The following is a 16,851-nucleotide window of genomic DNA, read 5'->3' on the forward strand; positions in this document are numbered from 1 at the left end:
AACCTCAGTGAATCTGGTTTGGCACAGAGAGAGTGAAAGGGCGAACTTGAGCGTGAAATTCTGTGCCGTCATCGGCAAGAAATTGGTAGCTGCCATGCATACTGCCAACCACGGTATCCATTACTGTGCCGCTGGTATAGTGGAACGATTCCCCTGGTTGCAAATAGGGGTACTCACCAATTACGCCGCTGCCTTTTACTTCTTGAACTTGTTCGTTGCCATTGGTGATTATCCAATGACGTGTTTGCAGTTTGGCAGGTTCAGTTCCGCAGTTTGTAATGGATATGTGGTAAGCAAATACATAGCGTGACTCAGCTGGTGTAGATTGGCTTGCTATATATTCTGTTCGAACAGAAACCACGACATCATATTTTTCCATTCATCCTTCCTTGTTAAGGACGTAGTTTGTGATTCTAACAAAATCCTCTACATCCAATCGTTCTGGGCGTAGTGTTGGGTCAATGTTTACGGCTGCAAAATCATCATTGTCCAATACCCCTTTGTAGTTATTACGAAGGGTTTTGCGACGTTGTTGGAAACCGATGCGCACTATGTCTTCTAGTTTCTTAATGTCGTTGACAGGGTGAGGCGGTGTTTTGTACGGCGTCATTCTGACAATGGCTGAATCGACTTTAGGGGCAGGGTCAAAGGACTCTGGCCCAACAATAAAGAGAGATTCAACAGCGCAGTAATATTGCGCCATAACACTTAGCCGTCCATATAAGCTGTCACCTGGTCGTGCAGCTAGTCGATCAACCACTTCTTTTTGTAGCATGAAGTGCATGTCTTCAATAGCGCGGGCTTGGCTCAGCAAATGGAAGATCAGGGGCGTTGAAATATTGTAAGGTAAGTTACCAACAACTCGAATAGCTTGCTCTTCTGTGCTTAGGGAGGTGAAATCAAATTTCATCGCATCGGCTTCATGAACCGTTAGGTCTGGGTAGCGGAACAGATTCACTCTCAATATAGGGATCAGATCACGGTCAAGTTCAACCACGTCCATGCGCTCAGTGACGCTAATGATTCCTTCTGTTAGGGCACCTTTACCTGGGCCTATCTCTACGATACGTTGTCCTTTTTTAGGACCTATGCAGGCGACAATTTTTCGGATGACGCCGTGATCGTGAAGGAAGTTTTGGCCGAATCTTTTTCTGGCTTTATGGGGTTGTGGTTTGCTCATTTAGAAAACTTTTTCGCGTTATTTGCCATGTTAATAGCATGTTGAATGGCCACTTTTAGGCTGCCGTTACTTGCTTTGCCTGTGCCGGCTAAATCAATTGCCGTGCCGTGGTCTACAGATGTCCGAATAATAGGTAAGCCTAATGTAATATTAACGGCATTACCAAAACCTGAGTATTTTAACACAGGTAAGCCTTGATCGTGATACATGGCTAAAGCACAGTCAGCATCATTTAGGTATTTTGGGGTGAAAAGTGTGTCCGCAGGCAAGGGCCCAACAAGATTTAGTCCTTCTTGGCGAAGCTTATTAAGTGTTGGGATGATGACATCAATTTCTTCTCTGCCCAAATGACCGTCTTCACCTGCGTGTGGGTTCAGTCCACAAACAAGTATTTTAGGTGTTTTGATGCCAAATTTTTCTTGTAGGTCTTTGTTGAGTGCTTTGGTAACTAGGCTGATACTGTCTTCTGTGATTGCTGCTGATATGTCTTTTAGTGGTAAATGAGTGGTGACTAAGGCCACTTTCATTGCTTCAGTGGCGAGCATCATAACCACATGGGGAGATCGGCACTGGGCTTGAAAGAACTCAGTATGCCCAGAAAAATGCACACCGGTTTCACACAAAACGCCTTTGTGGACAGGTGGCGTGACAATGGCATCGAATGCTTTTTGAATACAGCCTTCACCCGCTTGCTTTAGTGTTTCTAACACATAAGGCGAATTTTCTACGTCTAGAATCCCTGCTGTCGCAGGTTTTGCTAGTTTTATTGGCAGAACACTAATAACACCTTGTCTATGGGGAGGCGCATCGTTCGCGTTACTTAGGCTTTGAATATTGGCCGATAGTCCTAGCGTTTTGGCTCTGTCTTTGAGTAATTCGGGGTCAGCAAGAACCACTAAGCGAGCAGGGAATTCCTGTTCGCTTAGTACGCTAATAATAATGTCTGGGCCAATGCCTGCCGGCTCCCCAGAGGTAATGGCAATAATGGGCAATGGCTCATACAGGTCGTTAGTCATCATTTGACCTTTAATTTTTGATATCGATGAAGGCATCAGCACGTAATTCATCCAGCCAATTTCCTAATACGACATCTTGTTTTTGAGCTATTAAGGCTTGCTCTGCATTACTACGTTTAACTTTGTCGCTAATGTCAGCTTCACGACGGCCTTCAACTTGAAGAATGTGCCAACCAAATTGTGTTCTGAAAGGCTTACTTATTGCCCCGATGTCGGTTTTATCCATCATCTCTTCAAATTGCGGAACCATTGTGCCTGGTGTCACCCAACCTAAGTCGCCCCCTTGTAAGGTCGAGCCTTGGTCTTCGCTGTATTCCTTGGCTAGTTCAGCAAAGTCCGCACCATTTTGTAACTTGGTATAAATTTCCTCAGCCAATTCTTTAGTTTGGGCCATATTTCTAATTTCATTGGCTCTAACAAGAATGTGTCGAGTCTTGGTTTGCTGTTGCAACGTTACATCAGGAGATCGCTTTTCTATTACCCACAAAAGGTGGAAGCCTGCATTGCTCTGTAGTGGGCCGATAAGTTGACCACTTTCTGACTCAAGAGCACGTACGAAGAGAGGTGGGAGCTGGTTTAATGGTCTCCAGCCTAAATCACCGCCTTCAATAGCGTATTGTCCATCAGAGTTTTCAATTGCCTGTTGGACAAAGTCATCTTCGGTCTGAATGTTTTGTGCGATGGCTTCTATTTTACTTTTAGCTTGCTCTGGGTCATTAGCTCGAATCAGTAAGTGACGTAAATGCACTTGGTCTTTTTCTTTAGTAATGCTGGTGTCAGAACTCAAATAGTCGTTGATTTCTTGCTCAGAAATGACAATGCGCTTTTTGATTATTTCTCTTTTGACGTTATTGATCAGGATCTCTTGCTCAATTTGTTCACGGTAGCGGGCATAGTTAATTCCTTTGCTAGCGAGGACATTTTTTAGCCCTTGAAGGTCTTGATTCATGTTTTTGGCAACACCAAGAATGGCGTTATCAACATCGGAGCTAGATACTCTCATGCCGACCTTGCGTGCGTAGTTTGCCTGCAGTGCTTCATCGATCATTTGGTTTTGAATTTGACGGTGAATATTGTCAGTCATAATGCCGCCGGGAACGCGTTCTTTCACAATTTCGAAGCGGCTTTGGATATCACTCTCTAAAATAGGCGTTGAGTCCACAATAGCGGAAATACCATCGATTTTTGTTGGCGCAGCGTGTAGTGATTGCAAGGGTAATAATGCAAATAAAATAAAAGAGAAAAAAGACAACTTCATGATTAATATCCAACGTTTCCTTGGTTCCAATAGTTATCAGCAATATTGGCTTCGCTGTTCGCTCGGCCGGCAGTGCTTAAACCACGTAAAATAAATTGTAAAAAGACACCTCTATCAAATACATTGTTATCGTTTAGCCAATCTTGATAGCTTAGCGATACTTTGATACAGCAGTTTTCATAACCTAACCCTACGATTTCCTTAGTCGAGTCTTCACGGTTGAAGTCATAGGTATATTGAGTGTACATAGACCAGTTTTGGTTAAGAGGAAATATCGTTCCAATGCTAGCTTGTTTGGCGTCATCATCTGGATCTGTGTTATTGATTGAATACAAATAGCTTAGATTGATTTTAACGTCATCCACGGGTTCCATAGAAGCAACAAGTTGGGCTAGGTTAACGTTTTGGTCATCTAGGTTATAGTTTAAGTTCGCAGTCAAACTGTAGTTATTGCCAAAGTAATCTGCGGAGGTTAATAAGTCGCTACGTTTAGCATCATCTACAGCGGTGTCTTTATTTGTGTTGCCATTAATACCAACATAACGATCTTCCAAATAAAAGACTTGTCCCGCTTTAAAAGCCCACTTTTCATTATTGTTTGCATCATATAGACGACTTTCGAGACCAAAGGTTATTTGCTCTGTATCACCAATACGGTCACTGCCGTTAAAGCGGGTGTGACTAAAGGCTTGAGAGTAGGTCATGGTCGGCTCACTGGCATCAAAGTTGGGAACCTGATTTTGATACTCAAACGGTGCATAAAGGTAGCTTAAACGCGGCTCAAGAGTTTGTCGTCTGGATGTTTGACCATCTAGAATTCGTCGTTCAAACAAGAGTGAGGAGTCAATATAGCTCGATAGATGACCAACGGTATTTGAGCTGTCGGTACTGGTTTTATAATCGTGCAGATCATAGTCACGGTACTGAGTTAGTAATCCTGGGCTAATGGTTCCCCAGCTATTACTAAAATTTAGAGCCAAATCTTGGTTGAGTACGACACGTTCGCCATCAAAGTCATCTTCAGCCGGATCATAAAAGTCGGTGTACTGTACGTTTACTTTGTAATCCATATAGGACGAAGTCATTTGATAAGAACTGTCGACTCTTGGTCGCCATTCAAATGGTTGATCGTCTGACTTATCTGGTGTCTGGTAAGTCAAGTAAGTGACCTTGTTGAAGAAATTGCCATTATTGAAAGCAAAGTACATGCTACGTTGATAATGGTCTTTCTCGCCAATGGAGGTGCTGTTGGCTTCTGGAAACTTATTGTCTGTTGGGTTTGCCTCTAGCAAAAAGCCTGCGTTGAAATAGTCATTAAATTTTTGTTTAGAGGTTAATTTTAATAGTGTCTGCTCACCTTCGTCATTATCCGAGAAAGTGGACTGCTCATAGGTTGTTTGTCCATAAGGGCTTAGGTGACGAAGCTCTAAGTCTATGCCTTCCCCTTTCTTCTGAATGAACTGAGGTGTAATCGTGGCGTCGTAGTTTGGTGCGATATTCCAGTAAAAAGGTGCAGAGAAACTGAAGCCGTCCGAGCCAGAGTAGCCAAACTCAGGAAATAAAAAGCCTGTTTGACGGGTGTCATCGAGTGGAAAGCGTAGCCATGGAAAGTAAAAAACGGGTATGCCAGCAATGCGTATTTGCACGTGTTTTGCCGTCCCAAATCCACTTTTGGTATCCAATTCAATCGAACTGCCATAGAGCTGCCAGCTTTCTTGGGTTGGCTCGCATGTAGTAAAGAAGCCTTCTTCAATGAAGATGACGCCCTCTTGGTCGTTCGAAAGAGACTTAGCTGCAACACGAGTGCCTGACTGGTGGTTTAAAAAAGTCGCATCATTGAATTCAGTTGTCCCGTTGCCATTATTTGAAATGTAAGCACTGGAGCTGCGTATTAATTGATTGTCTCCGCGCAAGGTGACATCGCCATTGGCGCGATAGTAGTCATCAGGAATACCTTCAATTGTATTGGCTGATAATGTCGAGTTGGGTTGGACGATCTCGGCCGCCCCTTGAAGGTGAATTACCCCCTTCTTGTCTCGTACAATCAAGTCACCACTTAAATTTGTCGTTTTGCTGTTGGTGGCTTGCCAGCTGTTAATATAGGCTCCCTGGCAATACTGATTGAGCTGAGCTTGTTGCTCCGCTGTCAGGGATTCTCTGGGTGTCCAGTCCCATTGGTCTACTTGCGCATTGGCAATAGGCAATATGAAAAGACTTTGAAAAAATAAAGCGTAGGTGCGTAAATGCTTAAACATGCAGGGTATACTTGTGCCAATAGTTATTGTCCGAAATCGGATACTGCCCGTAAGCGGGTCCACGTGTTAAGACAAATGATAATCTAAGCAGGCCTATAGGGGCTACCGATTCTGGAGAAATATCTTTATGTGGAAAATTGTTTGTGCAATTTTGGGTTATATATTAGCGGGCTTTATAGGCGCTTTGCTTGGTTTTATTGTTGGCGGTGTTATTGATAGGTCGCAGGCTGGAGGCTCGTTCGGTACGATTCGTAATGGTGCTACTGTGCGTCTTCAGCAAGAAACTTTTTTTCGTACATTGTTTCTTTTGATGGGGCGATTGGCTAAATCCGACGGACAGGTATCTGAAGCTGAGATCCAATTAGCACAGTCTGTTATGCAGCGTTTACGCTTATCTCCAGCGGCTCAAGAGCAAGCTAAGCAGCTGTTTAATGAAGGTAAATCTGCTAATTTTGATTTGGCTATTGTTTTAGATAGATTTAAACAGGTGGTTGGTCCTGGGGATCTGACGCGAACATTGTTAGAAGTTCTGTTGGTTTCTGCTTATGCTGACGGGCACTTTAGTGTTGAAGAAAAGTCGTTTGTTTCTCAGGTTTGCGCTCACCTTGGTGTGTCTGCCGCGGAATTCGAAGCGCTACATATTCAAGTGAAACAGCAAGCACATTTTCGACAAGGCTATCAGTCGTCTGCGAATGGCGCTGACTCAAAGGATTTGCTCAAAGCTGCCTATGAAGCGCTTGGGGTGACTGAAGATATGAGTGATGCAGACATTAAAAAAGCATACCGACGACTGATGAGTAAAAATCACCCAGATAAGTTAAGCGCCAAAGGTCTTCCAGATGAAATGATAGAGTTAGCAAAAGAGAAGACTCAAGAAATTCAAGCAGCTTATGAAATGATCAAGTCTGCTCGCAAATAACGAATCTGCTTAATGCTATCGCTATCTCACTCAACAGGGCTTTTATAAAAAAGCCCTTTTTTTATGTTAGGAAGCTGTTTTTGTTGCGTTATTTGAGTGGTGTTTTGTTTTAAAAAGCCACGGACGCGTTGAATGAGTAATTGTTTGCTGTTTTTACCAGTGACCCTGTCCGGTATTGCATCTATTTGAATGTAGCTAATGTCACTTTCTGTTCTTTGGTTGGCTGCTTGCTTTCGCCAAAGGGCAAACCTTTCACTGCCATTATTGTTTACATAATAGTCCAAAGTCGGTTTGCTTATTTGGCGGATCTTCTGGGCGTTTGTGTAATCAGATAGCGCAGTGGGGGACTCAATGTCGATTAAAATTAACGCTTCGCCAGCTTCTGGGTTCTCTGCTAAGAATGCAAGAGCGTAACTGGCACCTGTTTTGTAGCCAAGCAAGACGAATTGTTCTATGCCGTCTGTTCTTGCTCGATTCATTGCGGCTTCGACTCGTGCGAAAACGTTAGCTTGATTCGGCAGCCCTGTCGATTCTTGATTGTTGCTGTTCTCCAAAGGGCTGGTTTGAACAGGCGCTGCACGCTTTATGATATCAGGCACCTCTATGGCTAGAGTGCACCAGCTATGTTCAGGCAGTGCGTTACGTAATGGGCCAATGGCATCAGGCCAGTCGGGATGTTCATTGTCCGAATGCAGTAAAATGACACAGCCTTCCGTAGAGCGGGTCAAAGACGGATTATATAAGGTTAAAAACGACTCTCCATTTGCTTCCAAGGTTTGTATTTGGTGGTCTAACTGCCTTAAGGTCAACGTGCTTTTTAACGATTCTATCCGCGATGTTTGTGGTTTAGGAAGAACGTATTCTTGATCTGAGTCTTGTGGTGACCTTGATTCCGAATTGTTGTTATCAGTTGAAGCTTGAGACTCTTCAGCCAGCAAGGAGGGTGTATTCAAGCAAAGAAGTGCAATGATAACGTAGACTATGGCATTAATTTTCTTCATTGTTTTTCAATACTTCTTATAAAGGCCTTGTTAAAATACGGTCTACATTTTCATTATGAGACCTTTATTGTGTCACTGCTGGAGTCAGATATGAATGATTTTATCATCGCCCCTTCTATCCTTTCTGCCGATTTCGCTCGATTAGGCGAAGAGGTAGACAATGTACTGAAGGCTGGAGCCGATATCATACACTTTGATGTGATGGATAATCATTATGTTCCTAATTTAACGATTGGTCCTATGGTCTGTAAAGCTCTGCGCAAACACGGTGTGACCGCAGAGATTGATGTTCATTTGATGGTGAAACCTGTTGATCGTATGATCGGAGATTTTATTGAAGCAGGTGCTTCTATTATCACTTTCCACCCAGAAGCCAGTGAGCATATTGATCGCTCATTGCAGATGATCAAGGCTGGAGGATGTAAAGCAGGCCTAGTTTTCAACCCAGCGACCCCTCTAGATTATCTGAAATATGTATTAGATAAAGTTGATATGGTTTTGTTGATGTCTGTTAACCCAGGGTTTGGCGGTCAGTCTTTTATTCCAGGTACGTTAGATAAGCTGCGTGAAGCTCGTGCTTTGATTGATGCTAGTGGTTATGACATTCGCCTTGAGGTTGATGGTGGGGTGAGTGAAAAGAACATTGCAGAGATAGCTCGAGCGGGTGCGGATACCTTTGTGGCGGGGTCTGCTATTTTTGGTAAAGACGATTACAAGGCTGTTATTGATACCATGCGCAAAGAATTAGCGAGTGTACGTTAATGAAAACACCTAGCTATTTTTCAAAATGGTTTGAAGGTTGGCCAGAGTTGGTGTGTTTAGATCTAGATGGCACCTTGGTTGATAGCGTTCCTGATATTGCTGGCGCGGTAGATGCTTTTTTGGCTGAGCTTGGTGCACCTTTAGCAGGTGAGGAGCGTGTTAGAGGTTGGGTTGGCTTTGGCTCGGCTAAATTGATTGAACAAGCACTTGAGTGGGCAAAAGTTGATCCCGTAAAACAGGAAGAAGCATATCGTATTTTCTTAACGCATTATCATGCTCATTTGACTGACGGAACGATCCTATATCCGAATGTTAAAGCGCTGCTAAAAGCACTCAAGCATAATGGTGTGCCTGTGGCTTTAATTACGAATAAGCCCAGTGTTTTCGTGAAGCCTATGTTGGATCATTTTGAACTTACTGAGCAATTTGGCTGGTTGTTGGGTGGCGATACGTTGGAAGAGAAAAAACCGTCGGCGATGCCTCTGCTTTACTGCAGTGAATCCATTGAAGCCTTACCTGAAAACTGTTTGATGATAGGGGATTCAATCACAGACTTTAAAGCCGCAAGCAATGCTGGATTTAAATGCGCATTGGTGACTTATGGTTATCATCAGGGTGTTGATCTTAAAGCGTTAGGTGCTGACGCTATCATTGATGACTTGGCGGAATTATTAGTCTGAATGGTGGTTTAGGTTACACAAAAAAGCCAGACTGAAATTAGTTTGGCTTTTTTGTGTTTTATCTTTAGTTTCTACTTTTTCGCAGGCTGCTCTTGGCTAGATGGCTCATCAGGGGAGTGTTGGGCGTTCTTTGCCTGTTCTGACAGTAAAGTCATCTGGCTGTCGTTTGCCATATGCACTGTGTGAGTGGGGAAAGCGACTTCAGCGCCATGAGATTCTATAATTTTCATGGCTTTAAATAGCACGTCTTGTTTGACATTGTGATACGTTCGCCAGTCTACGGTTTTTGTATAAGCGTAAATAAAGAAATCCAGTGAAGAAGCGCCAAATTGGTTAAAGTTCACCATGTATATGTCGTTTGTATCGAGATCTTCATGATTTGCGATCATGTCTTTTATATCTGATAAAATGGTCGGTAACAGTCGAAAATCACTATAGCGCACGCCAATGGTTTCATTGATTCGTCTGTGTGTCATGCGTGATGGGTTTTCAACAGAAATCAAAGAAAAGGTAGAGTTCGGAACATATAAGGGGCGCTTGTCAAAAGTGCGGATGCGAGTTTGGCGCCAGCCTATGTGTTCAACTGTCCCTTCAATGTTTTTATCTGGTGAGCGGACCCAGTCGCCAATAGCAAATGGGCGGTCTAAGTAAACCATTAACCCGCCAAAGAAGTTAGCCAGTAAATCTTTTGCGGCAAAGCCTACGGCAATACCACCTACACCGCCAAATGCTAATACCCCAGAAATGCTATAACCTAGAGTCTGTAGTGCGACTAATACAGCGGTGATAATAACGGTTGCGCGTAATAACTTACTGATTGCACTGGCCGTTGTATAATCAACCTTGTTAGCCACTTTACTTGAGCTAATTAAGGTGCGCTCACTTTCGGAAATGCAACGTAAAACAAACCAGGTTAGCAAGGCGATAATACCGACTTCGCGGGTTGCTCTAATGAAAGATATGAAATTAGGGTCTAACTCTTTGCCAGATATTTCGGCCGCGACACTTAATCCAGCCAGCCAGATGAATACACCGATTGGCTTTTGTGCCGCATGAACTAAAACGTTATCCCATGGCGTTTTGGTTTTTTCTAGTTGTTTATCTATACGCATTAGAATGCGAGTGGCAATAAAGTTGACGGTGAGAGTGACGAGTACCACTAAAAAGACTCGAACGATCCAGTGCATCTTAGTATCACCTAGACCTAAATATACTTGCATTGTTTCCCAGTTCATTATTCTTACTCTACATCTTTTATGTTCGTGAATGGCTTGGATTAAATAATTGGTTTCGGCACTAGATAAGTAATAAGGTTCCTAGTCCCAAGAAAGCAACAAAGCCAGCAATGTCGGTTACTGTGGTTAAAATAACGGAGCCTGAAAGAGCGGGATCAACACGTAATTTATCTAGCAATACGGGAATTAAAACGCCAGATAAGGCGGCCATAACAATATTGACGATAATGGCTAAGCCAATCACCATGCCAAGCATTGGGCTTTCGAACCACCATAAAGTCACGATGCCAATGACAATCGCCCACAATATGCCGTTCAATCCTCCTACTTTTAACTCTTTGGATAACAGGGATTTCAAGTTGCTGCGAGTGATTTGCCCAAGAGCCAAGCCTCGAACAATCAGTGTGAGGGTTTGGCTACCAGCAATGCCACCCATAGAAGCCACAACAGGCATTAATACTGCTAAAGCAACGACTTGTTGCAGGGTGGCTTCAAATATTCCTATGAAAGCAGAAGCTAAGAATGCGGTTAATAAATTGATGCCAAGCCAAATGCCGCGAGTTGCTGCACTGCGTTTTACTGGAGCAAATAGATCGGATTCTTCGTTCAGGCCCGCTGTCGACATCTGCTGAGCTTCATATTCTAAGCGCCACGTTTCCATAGCGAGGCCTGCGTGAAAGCGCCCTAATAGAATTTGATTGTCATCCACTACCGGAAGGGCTGACAGTGAAGAGCGTTCAAGTAGCTCAGAGGCTTTGGTTAGCTCGGTGTTGGCGTTAATGAACGAGCACTCTTCATCAATCAGGCTAGAGATAGGTTCATGGCCTTGGGCTTTAAAGAGTTGGTCGAACTTTACACAGCCGACCCATCGTCCGGTTCTGTTTACTAGATAAATCATGTCTGTGTAATTTGGTGTGCTTTTCTTTAGCAGTCTCATAACTTCAGAGGCTCGAATGGACTGCGAAGCAATTAATAACTCGTGGTCTATCCAACGACCAACAGAGTCATCGTCGTAAACAATACCTTGTTGGTAATATTCACGTTGTTTGGTGTCCATTTGCTTTAACGCAATGTCTACGAGTCGATCGGGTAAGGAATCGGTTATTTCAAGTAGATCTTCTGCATCAACATCAGTGAAAAGTGCTTCAATCTCAGAATCATCAAGTTCTTTGAGCAATAGCTGACGAGATTCGCCACGCATCTCAACAAGAATATCCAATCTATTGGCTTGTTTGATGTTTGCCCATGCCTGTCTTCGTTGGGCAAGTGGTATTGACTCCAGTGCTAGCGCAACATCGTCTGGCGTTAGCTCTGAAATGGCCTTGTTAACGGACTCTGGAGAGTATTCGTCATGAATGAGGGTTTCTATGAGGGCGGCGACTTGGCTATGCACAGGGCATCCTTAAAACACTGAAAAATGATGTTAACAATAACATGCTTTTCAGTGTGTAACATAGTTGGGAGTGGATCAAGTAAGGTTCTGTTTTTACAAGGTTTTATTGAAAACCTTTCATATTGCTGAATAACTTAGTCAAATTGTAACGATAAATTTCTTACTGGGTGTGTTGAGAGAGGTGTTGAGGATGCGCTCTGGCGAGACAGGATCTTTCTGACAGTGTAGAATTTAGCGCACTTTAAATACAAGTGCGTGTTACTTGTTGGTGGGTTTTGTTTTTTGCGTGCCAGTTTCTGCGGATAATGGCATTGGTATAGGTCAATATGGTTTTTATAGGCGCGTTCCTTTTTTATGTTATTGATGATCGATAATTATGATTCTTTCACTTACAACCTTGTGCAGTATTTTCGTGAGTTGGGTGCGGATGTGCGAGTGTTTCGTAATGATGAGATTAGCGTTGAGGAAATTGAGCGTCTTTCACCTTCGCATTTGGTGATTTCTCCTGGTCCTTGTACGCCGAATGAGGCTGGGGTTTCTATGCCTGCTATTGCTGCTTTTGCAGGGAAAATTCCTATATTGGGTATTTGCTTAGGCCATCAAAGTATTGGTCAGGTCTTTGGTGGGGAGGTGATTCGTGCTAAAAATGTCATGCATGGCAAAACATCCTTGATTTACCATCAAAATACCTCGGTATTTTCTGGATTGCCAAACCCTCAAACCGCAACACGTTATCATTCTTTAGTGGTGTCTGCTGACTCTTTGCCGGACTGCCTTGAAGTGACAGCGTGGAGTCAAAATGCGGCTGGTGAACGAGATGAAATTATGGGGATTCGACACAAAACGCTTGCCGTTGAAGGGGTGCAGTTTCATCCTGAGTCGATTCTGACAGAGTCAGGTCATGCTTTGTTGGCCAATTTCTTAACGCGATAGTTTTAACAAGATAGGAGAGGCTGGTGGATATTCAAAGAGCAATTGCTGCAGTTGTTGAGCGCCATGATTTGAGCGGCGACGAGATGCGAATAGTGATGAATGACATCATGACGGGAAAGGCCACTCCAGCACAAATAGGCGGTTTTTTAATTGGCCTTAGAATGAAAGGCGAAACAGTCGAAGAGATTACGGCAGCAGCGCAGGTGATGCGAGAATTATCCAGCAAGGTAAACTTGAACCTTGAGCATGTTGTTGACACTTGTGGTACCGGTGGCGACGGTGGGAATTTGTTTAATGTGTCTACCGCGTCTGCTTTTGTTGTTGCTGCGGCTGGCGGTAAAGTTGCAAAACATGGTGGTCGTTCTGTTTCTTCTAAGTCTGGCAGTGCTGACGTGCTTGAGCAGGCAGGTATTTTTCTTGGACTTAATGCGGAGCAGGTTTGCCGCTGTGTGGAAGAAATAGGTTTAGGCTTTATGTTTGCTCCTAACCACCATTCAGCGATGAAGTACGCAGTCGGGCCACGAAAAGAGATGGCTGCGCGTACTATTTTTAATTTGCTTGGCCCTTTAACGAACCCAGCTAATGCAAAATGTCAGGTGATGGGGGTTTTTCATCAAAAATGGGTTCGTCCTATCGCTGAGGTATTAAAAGCTTTGGGTAGTGAGCACGTTATGGTTGTGCATTCAGAAGATGGTTTGGACGAGATTAGTATTGCGGCACCAACCTATGTAGCTGAGCTAAAAAATGGTGAGATTTTAGAATATAAAATATCTCCTGAGGATTTTGGCATCGCTTTGCAATCCATTGATACGATCCAAGCCTTGGATGCATCAGAAAGTCTAGCTTTGGTGAAATCCGCATTGGATGGCAAAGGGAAAATTAATCCTGCTAGAGACATTGTGGCTCTTAATGCTGGTGCGGCGATTTATGTCTCGGGTATCGCGGACACATTGGCAGAGGGTGTGAATATTGCGGAAGATGTGATCGGCGGTGGTACGGCCAAAGTTAAAATGTCGGAACTTGCTAGTTTTACACGCTGTTTTATGAGTTCAGACTCACTGTAAAGAATAGGAGCAATAGCCTAATGCAAATAGAAACACCAACAATTCTAAAGAAAATTGTGGAGCGAAAGTATGAGGAGATTGCTGAGCGTAAATCTCATACGCCTTATGGGAATCTAGAGGTGGCAGCTTCTGTAGCAAATGTTCATAACGCACCTCGTGGTTTTGCCCAAGCGCTAAGGCATCAAGTTGCCATTGGGAAAGCGGGCGTTATCGCGGAAATTAAGCAAGCTTCGCCTAGTAAGGGAATCATACGAGACCCTTTTATTCCAGGAGATATTGCCCGTTCCTATGAACGCTCTGGAGCAGCTTGTTTATCTGTTTTGACAGACAGTGACTTTTTTAAAGGGCATGAAGATTACCTAGTGGAAGCTCGTGCAGCTTGTAAGCTGCCAGTGATTCGAAAAGACTTTATTGTCGACGAATATCAGGTGTTAGAAGCGAGGGCGATAGGTGCTGACTGCATTCTTTTAATTGCAGCTTGCCTTGATGGTGAGAAATTGCGTGAGCTGGATCGAATGGCGCGTGATCTTGGTATGGATGTGCTTGTTGAAGTGCACAATCGTCCTGAATTGGAATTGGCTCTGGAGTACACTGAGACAGAGTTGTTTGGTATTAATAACCGTGATTTACATACGTTTGAGCTTAGTTTGAATCACACGTTTGAATTGATGGGCAGTGTGCCTTCCGATCGTCTTATTGTTACGGAAAGTGGAATCCATACTCGAGATGATGTTGCGATCATGCGCGAAAAAGGCATTCATGCCTTTTTGGTTGGTGAGGCCTTTATGCGTGCTGACGATCCAGGTGAAAAATTGGCAGAACTGTTTCAGTCTTAGTGGCGATGGTTTTAGTCTTGGCAAATTGAAGTAGGGTTGAACAATGAAGACAAATGTAAGTTGGCAAGAAGATGTGCATTTTACCGCTGAAACTGGCTCTGGTTTTAAAATAGAGATTGATGGTAATCAGACTGCTGGGCCAAGACCAATGGAGCTTTTGCTTGCAGGTTTGGGTGGCTGTACTTCTTATGATGTAGTTGGGATTCTTAAAAAAGCCCGTCAAGATGTGACATCATGTGTGGCTCAAATTGATGCGGATCGAGCGGATGCGGTTCCGGCTGTATTCACAGAGATTCGAGTGCATTTTGTTGTGACAGGTCGCAACTTAAAAGAAAGCGTGGTTGCGCGTGCAGTGAAATTATCGGCTGAAGAATATTGCTCTGCTTCTTTGATGTTAGAAAAAGGCGGAGTGAAGATAGTTCATAGTTTTGAAGTGGTTGAAGCTGAGTAAGGCGACAAACTAAAAGCGTGGATTTAGAAAGAGCCGTAAGGCTCTTTTTTTTGTGTCGGTTTCTAGATGTTTGGTGTCCCCACCAGGACTCGAACCTGGAATAGCTGCTTAGGAGGCGGCCGGTATATCCTGTTTACCTATGAGGACGTATTTGACGAAGTGTTTTATACATTATTTAGGGTTGGAATACAAATCCATGGTCAGTACAATATTGATTTGTATGGTTTTTTACGCTCTACCAAGTGTGTGCTTGCTGCTTATTGGGTGGGTCGAGCCTCTAGAGGTGTAGACTTTATTTTTGCTGTTATGGCCTTGCAGTAATTCAAAAAGGTGCTTATTGCGCTTCTGAAGGGTGTTAAGTACACGCGCATTGGTGTTGTTCTTAGTTTTGCATACTTGTAGGAGTGTTTCGCACTCATTCATGAGTAAGCGTACATTGTCTAATGAACTGTCTTGTAAATTTAACCAGTGTTTGAATTCTTCTTCGGTAGGTTTTTTTCTATCTACGACATCAAATTTAATGAGAATGTTGACTCGCTTCTCATTAAGTTGATTCATTTCATCGAGGAGGGCTTGTTTTTGCTCTGCTATATTAATAATGGTGTCACTGTCCGACTCGCCATAAGCAAAGCGTTCTTCATCAAGAAGCGCAGAAAGTTTTTCTAGTACCTCTTTGCTTCTGATGAATATTGGGGCGATAGGAATCATAAGGCAAACCGTTTGCTGGGTGCATTGAACTTATAGCTTAGAACAATGAATCCATAGAAGCCATGTTGCTTGCTAGCTTTTGCGTGTCGATCTTGTACTCGCCAGAAGCAATTGCTTTCTTGATTTGCTCTACTTTATCCATATCAACATCTGGTAAGTTGTTAATTTTCGCTTGCTGGCTCTGCAATGTTTGCGCAGTTCCGCTTAATTTTACGGTATCTTCAGCAAGTGTGCCGCCACTTTGCACAGCGTTGTTTTTAGCTGTTGCATTGCCTGCTACATCGTCTTTCTGAGATCGTTCACTTTTGTTTATAGTGTTTTGATTGGATAGACCTGTAAAATGTATTGCCATTGGGTTTTCCGCCCTTTAATAATTTGCCTGTCTATATTGTCGGCAGAGTCTAAGAGAACTTTAGTAAAAACTTCATAAAAGAATTTACTCGTTACACTTGTAGAATAATCCTTGTTCAATAGTTTACAAGAACTTCACTGTCAGTTACAACTTTGGCGTATATAATTCGTTCAGAACTTGTGTTTTTTACTCTGATTTGTTGACCTTTTACACCATTTTCTAGAGCAACACCGTTCATTCTTACTATAATAGTGCCACTGCTTGCGGTAATAAGTACAAGGTCTCCCTTTTTTACCAGTGTTGGTTGGTTGGTTAGGTCATCAGTTATGAATGTGTTGATTCGGAGGTTTCGTGCAGCAATCAAGCCGTACGGAGGGTTTTTTAGAGTAAAAACATCGCCTCTTAATGTTGATATGTCGACTTCGCCAACGTCTGTGTTGGACTGATTGATCACTTGTCCGCGATTGATTGGTGTTATGGTTTTTACGGCTGAGATTAAGATGCTTTGTGTGACTGGAATGTAAGACTTCCAAGTGGGCGACTGGCAGCTGATTTCATAATTTGTACGTTTAATTGCTTCTGGCCGTTGATTGTTGATTTGGATTGAACCACTTTCGCAGTCTGGCAGATAGTTTAGAGCAGCAAGATTGTTTAGCGAGATAGTGATAGCGGCATCAGGGTATATTTCTGACAGCCGAGGGATCTCTACTTGGTTGATATAGAGGTTAATTTGCTCTTCTAGAGAAGCGGCAAAAGTTAATCCTGTTTGGAAACAAATGAAGGCTATACTTAGCCTTATGATTCGCAT

At 43.2% G+C, this 16,851-nt stretch carries 18 protein-coding genes and 1 tRNA gene; 7 read left to right on the forward strand and 12 right to left on the reverse strand.

From position 1 onward, the window contains the following. Positions 1-4: 4 nt before the first annotated feature. From apaG to lptD, 5 genes are read right to left on the reverse strand one after another with little or no spacing between them, the layout of a single operon-like run. Positions 5-379, reverse strand: a complete 375-nt coding sequence (gene apaG / locus C1X04_RS03895) for a Co2+/Mg2+ efflux protein ApaG (RefSeq protein WP_110575259.1) — start codon at positions 377-379, stop codon at positions 5-7. Next, positions 380-1,180 carry a 16S rRNA (adenine(1518)-N(6)/adenine(1519)-N(6))-dimethyltransferase RsmA gene (gene rsmA / locus C1X04_RS03900; protein ID WP_110575261.1) on the reverse strand — a complete coding sequence of 267 codons (801 nt, stop codon included), beginning with the start codon at positions 1,178-1,180 and terminating at the stop codon, positions 380-382. Beyond that, a complete protein-coding gene (pdxA, locus tag C1X04_RS03905) occupies positions 1,177-2,196 on the reverse strand; it encodes a 4-hydroxythreonine-4-phosphate dehydrogenase PdxA (protein ID WP_137170710.1) in 1,020 nt (339 codons plus the stop codon). The genes rsmA and pdxA overlap by 4 nt, the downstream gene beginning before the upstream one ends. A 10-nt stretch (positions 2,197-2,206) precedes the next feature. Beyond that, entirely contained in the window at positions 2,207-3,454 is a 1,248-nt protein-coding gene (locus C1X04_RS03910; RefSeq protein WP_137169224.1) for a peptidylprolyl isomerase, read from the reverse strand. Between the two features lie 2 nt (positions 3,455-3,456). Next, complete coding sequence (gene lptD / locus C1X04_RS03915; protein WP_137169225.1) at positions 3,457-5,709, reverse strand: LPS-assembly protein LptD; 2,253 nt, start codon at positions 5,707-5,709, stop codon at positions 3,457-3,459. A gap of 127 nt (positions 5,710-5,836) precedes the next feature. On the opposite strand from lptD, the gene djlA reads away from it, so the two are divergent. Beyond that, the gene (gene djlA / locus C1X04_RS03920; protein WP_110575267.1) at positions 5,837-6,628 is read left to right on the forward strand and encodes a co-chaperone DjlA; all 792 of its coding nucleotides are present in this window, start codon (positions 5,837-5,839) and stop codon (positions 6,626-6,628) included. 26 nt (positions 6,629-6,654) lie between these two features. Here the strand turns inward: djlA and C1X04_RS03925 are convergent, their stop codons facing one another. Further along, a complete protein-coding gene (locus tag C1X04_RS03925) occupies positions 6,655-7,629 on the reverse strand; it encodes a DUF3530 family protein (protein WP_137169226.1) in 975 nt (324 codons plus the stop codon). Positions 7,630-7,719: 90 nt separating this feature from the next. On the opposite strand from C1X04_RS03925, the gene rpe reads away from it, so the two are divergent. Then, a complete protein-coding gene (gene rpe / locus C1X04_RS03930) occupies positions 7,720-8,391 on the forward strand; it encodes a ribulose-phosphate 3-epimerase (RefSeq protein WP_110575271.1) in 672 nt (223 codons plus the stop codon). Further along, on the forward strand, positions 8,391-9,071 hold the full coding sequence (locus tag C1X04_RS03935) for a phosphoglycolate phosphatase (protein ID WP_137169227.1): 681 nt from the start codon (positions 8,391-8,393) through the stop codon (positions 9,069-9,071). Before rpe ends, C1X04_RS03935 begins: the two co-directional genes overlap by 1 nt. 71 nt (positions 9,072-9,142) lie before the next feature. On the opposite strand, the gene C1X04_RS03940 is transcribed toward C1X04_RS03935, so the two are convergent. Together C1X04_RS03940 and C1X04_RS03945 are read right to left on the reverse strand one after the other, a co-directional pair. Beyond that, positions 9,143-10,306: a mechanosensitive ion channel family protein gene (locus C1X04_RS03940; protein WP_175404891.1), complete on the reverse strand. Its 1,164-nt coding sequence runs from the start codon at positions 10,304-10,306 to the stop codon at positions 9,143-9,145. 61 nt (positions 10,307-10,367) lie between these two features. Next, a complete protein-coding gene (locus tag C1X04_RS03945) occupies positions 10,368-11,699 on the reverse strand; it encodes a magnesium transporter (RefSeq protein ID WP_137169228.1) in 1,332 nt (443 codons plus the stop codon). Between the two features lie 354 nt (positions 11,700-12,053). Between C1X04_RS03945 and C1X04_RS03950 the strand changes: the two genes are divergently transcribed. The 4 genes from C1X04_RS03950 to C1X04_RS03965 are packed head-to-tail and all read left to right on the forward strand — an operon-like array spanning position 12,054 to position 14,983. Next, positions 12,054-12,632 (forward strand): aminodeoxychorismate/anthranilate synthase component II, encoded by a 579-nt coding sequence (locus C1X04_RS03950; RefSeq protein WP_110575280.1) that lies wholly within the window; start codon positions 12,054-12,056, stop codon positions 12,630-12,632. Positions 12,633-12,655: 23 nt separating this feature from the next. Next, on the forward strand, positions 12,656-13,696 hold the full coding sequence (gene trpD, locus C1X04_RS03955) for an anthranilate phosphoribosyltransferase (RefSeq protein ID WP_110575282.1): 1,041 nt from the start codon (positions 12,656-12,658) through the stop codon (positions 13,694-13,696). 20 nt (positions 13,697-13,716) lie between these two features. Continuing rightward, a complete protein-coding gene (gene trpC / locus C1X04_RS03960) occupies positions 13,717-14,532 on the forward strand; it encodes an indole-3-glycerol phosphate synthase TrpC (RefSeq protein ID WP_137169229.1) in 816 nt (271 codons plus the stop codon). 43 nt (positions 14,533-14,575) lie between these two features. After that, complete coding sequence (locus C1X04_RS03965; RefSeq protein WP_110575287.1) at positions 14,576-14,983, forward strand: OsmC family protein; 408 nt, start codon at positions 14,576-14,578, stop codon at positions 14,981-14,983. Positions 14,984-15,054: 71 nt separating this feature from the next. On the opposite strand, the gene C1X04_RS03970 is transcribed toward C1X04_RS03965, so the two are convergent. From C1X04_RS03970 to flgA, 4 genes are all read right to left on the reverse strand, one after another. After that, positions 15,055-15,130, reverse strand: a tRNA-Arg gene (locus tag C1X04_RS03970). An 81-nt stretch (positions 15,131-15,211) separates the two neighbouring features. Beyond that, the gene (locus tag C1X04_RS03975) at positions 15,212-15,691 is read right to left on the reverse strand and encodes a flagella synthesis protein FlgN (RefSeq protein WP_110575289.1); all 480 of its coding nucleotides are present in this window, start codon (positions 15,689-15,691) and stop codon (positions 15,212-15,214) included. A gap of 37 nt (positions 15,692-15,728) precedes the next feature. Then, positions 15,729-16,043 carry a flagellar biosynthesis anti-sigma factor FlgM gene (gene flgM / locus C1X04_RS03980; protein WP_110575291.1) on the reverse strand — a complete coding sequence of 105 codons (315 nt, stop codon included), beginning with the start codon at positions 16,041-16,043 and terminating at the stop codon, positions 15,729-15,731. 115 nt (positions 16,044-16,158) lie between these two features. Beyond that, the gene (gene flgA / locus C1X04_RS03985) at positions 16,159-16,851 is read right to left on the reverse strand and encodes a flagellar basal body P-ring formation chaperone FlgA (protein WP_110575293.1); all 693 of its coding nucleotides are present in this window, start codon (positions 16,849-16,851) and stop codon (positions 16,159-16,161) included.

Source organism: Marinomonas sp. FW-1, assembly GCF_005222245.1.
GTDB classification, from domain to species: Bacteria; Pseudomonadota; Gammaproteobacteria; order Pseudomonadales; family Marinomonadaceae; genus Marinomonas; species Marinomonas alcarazii.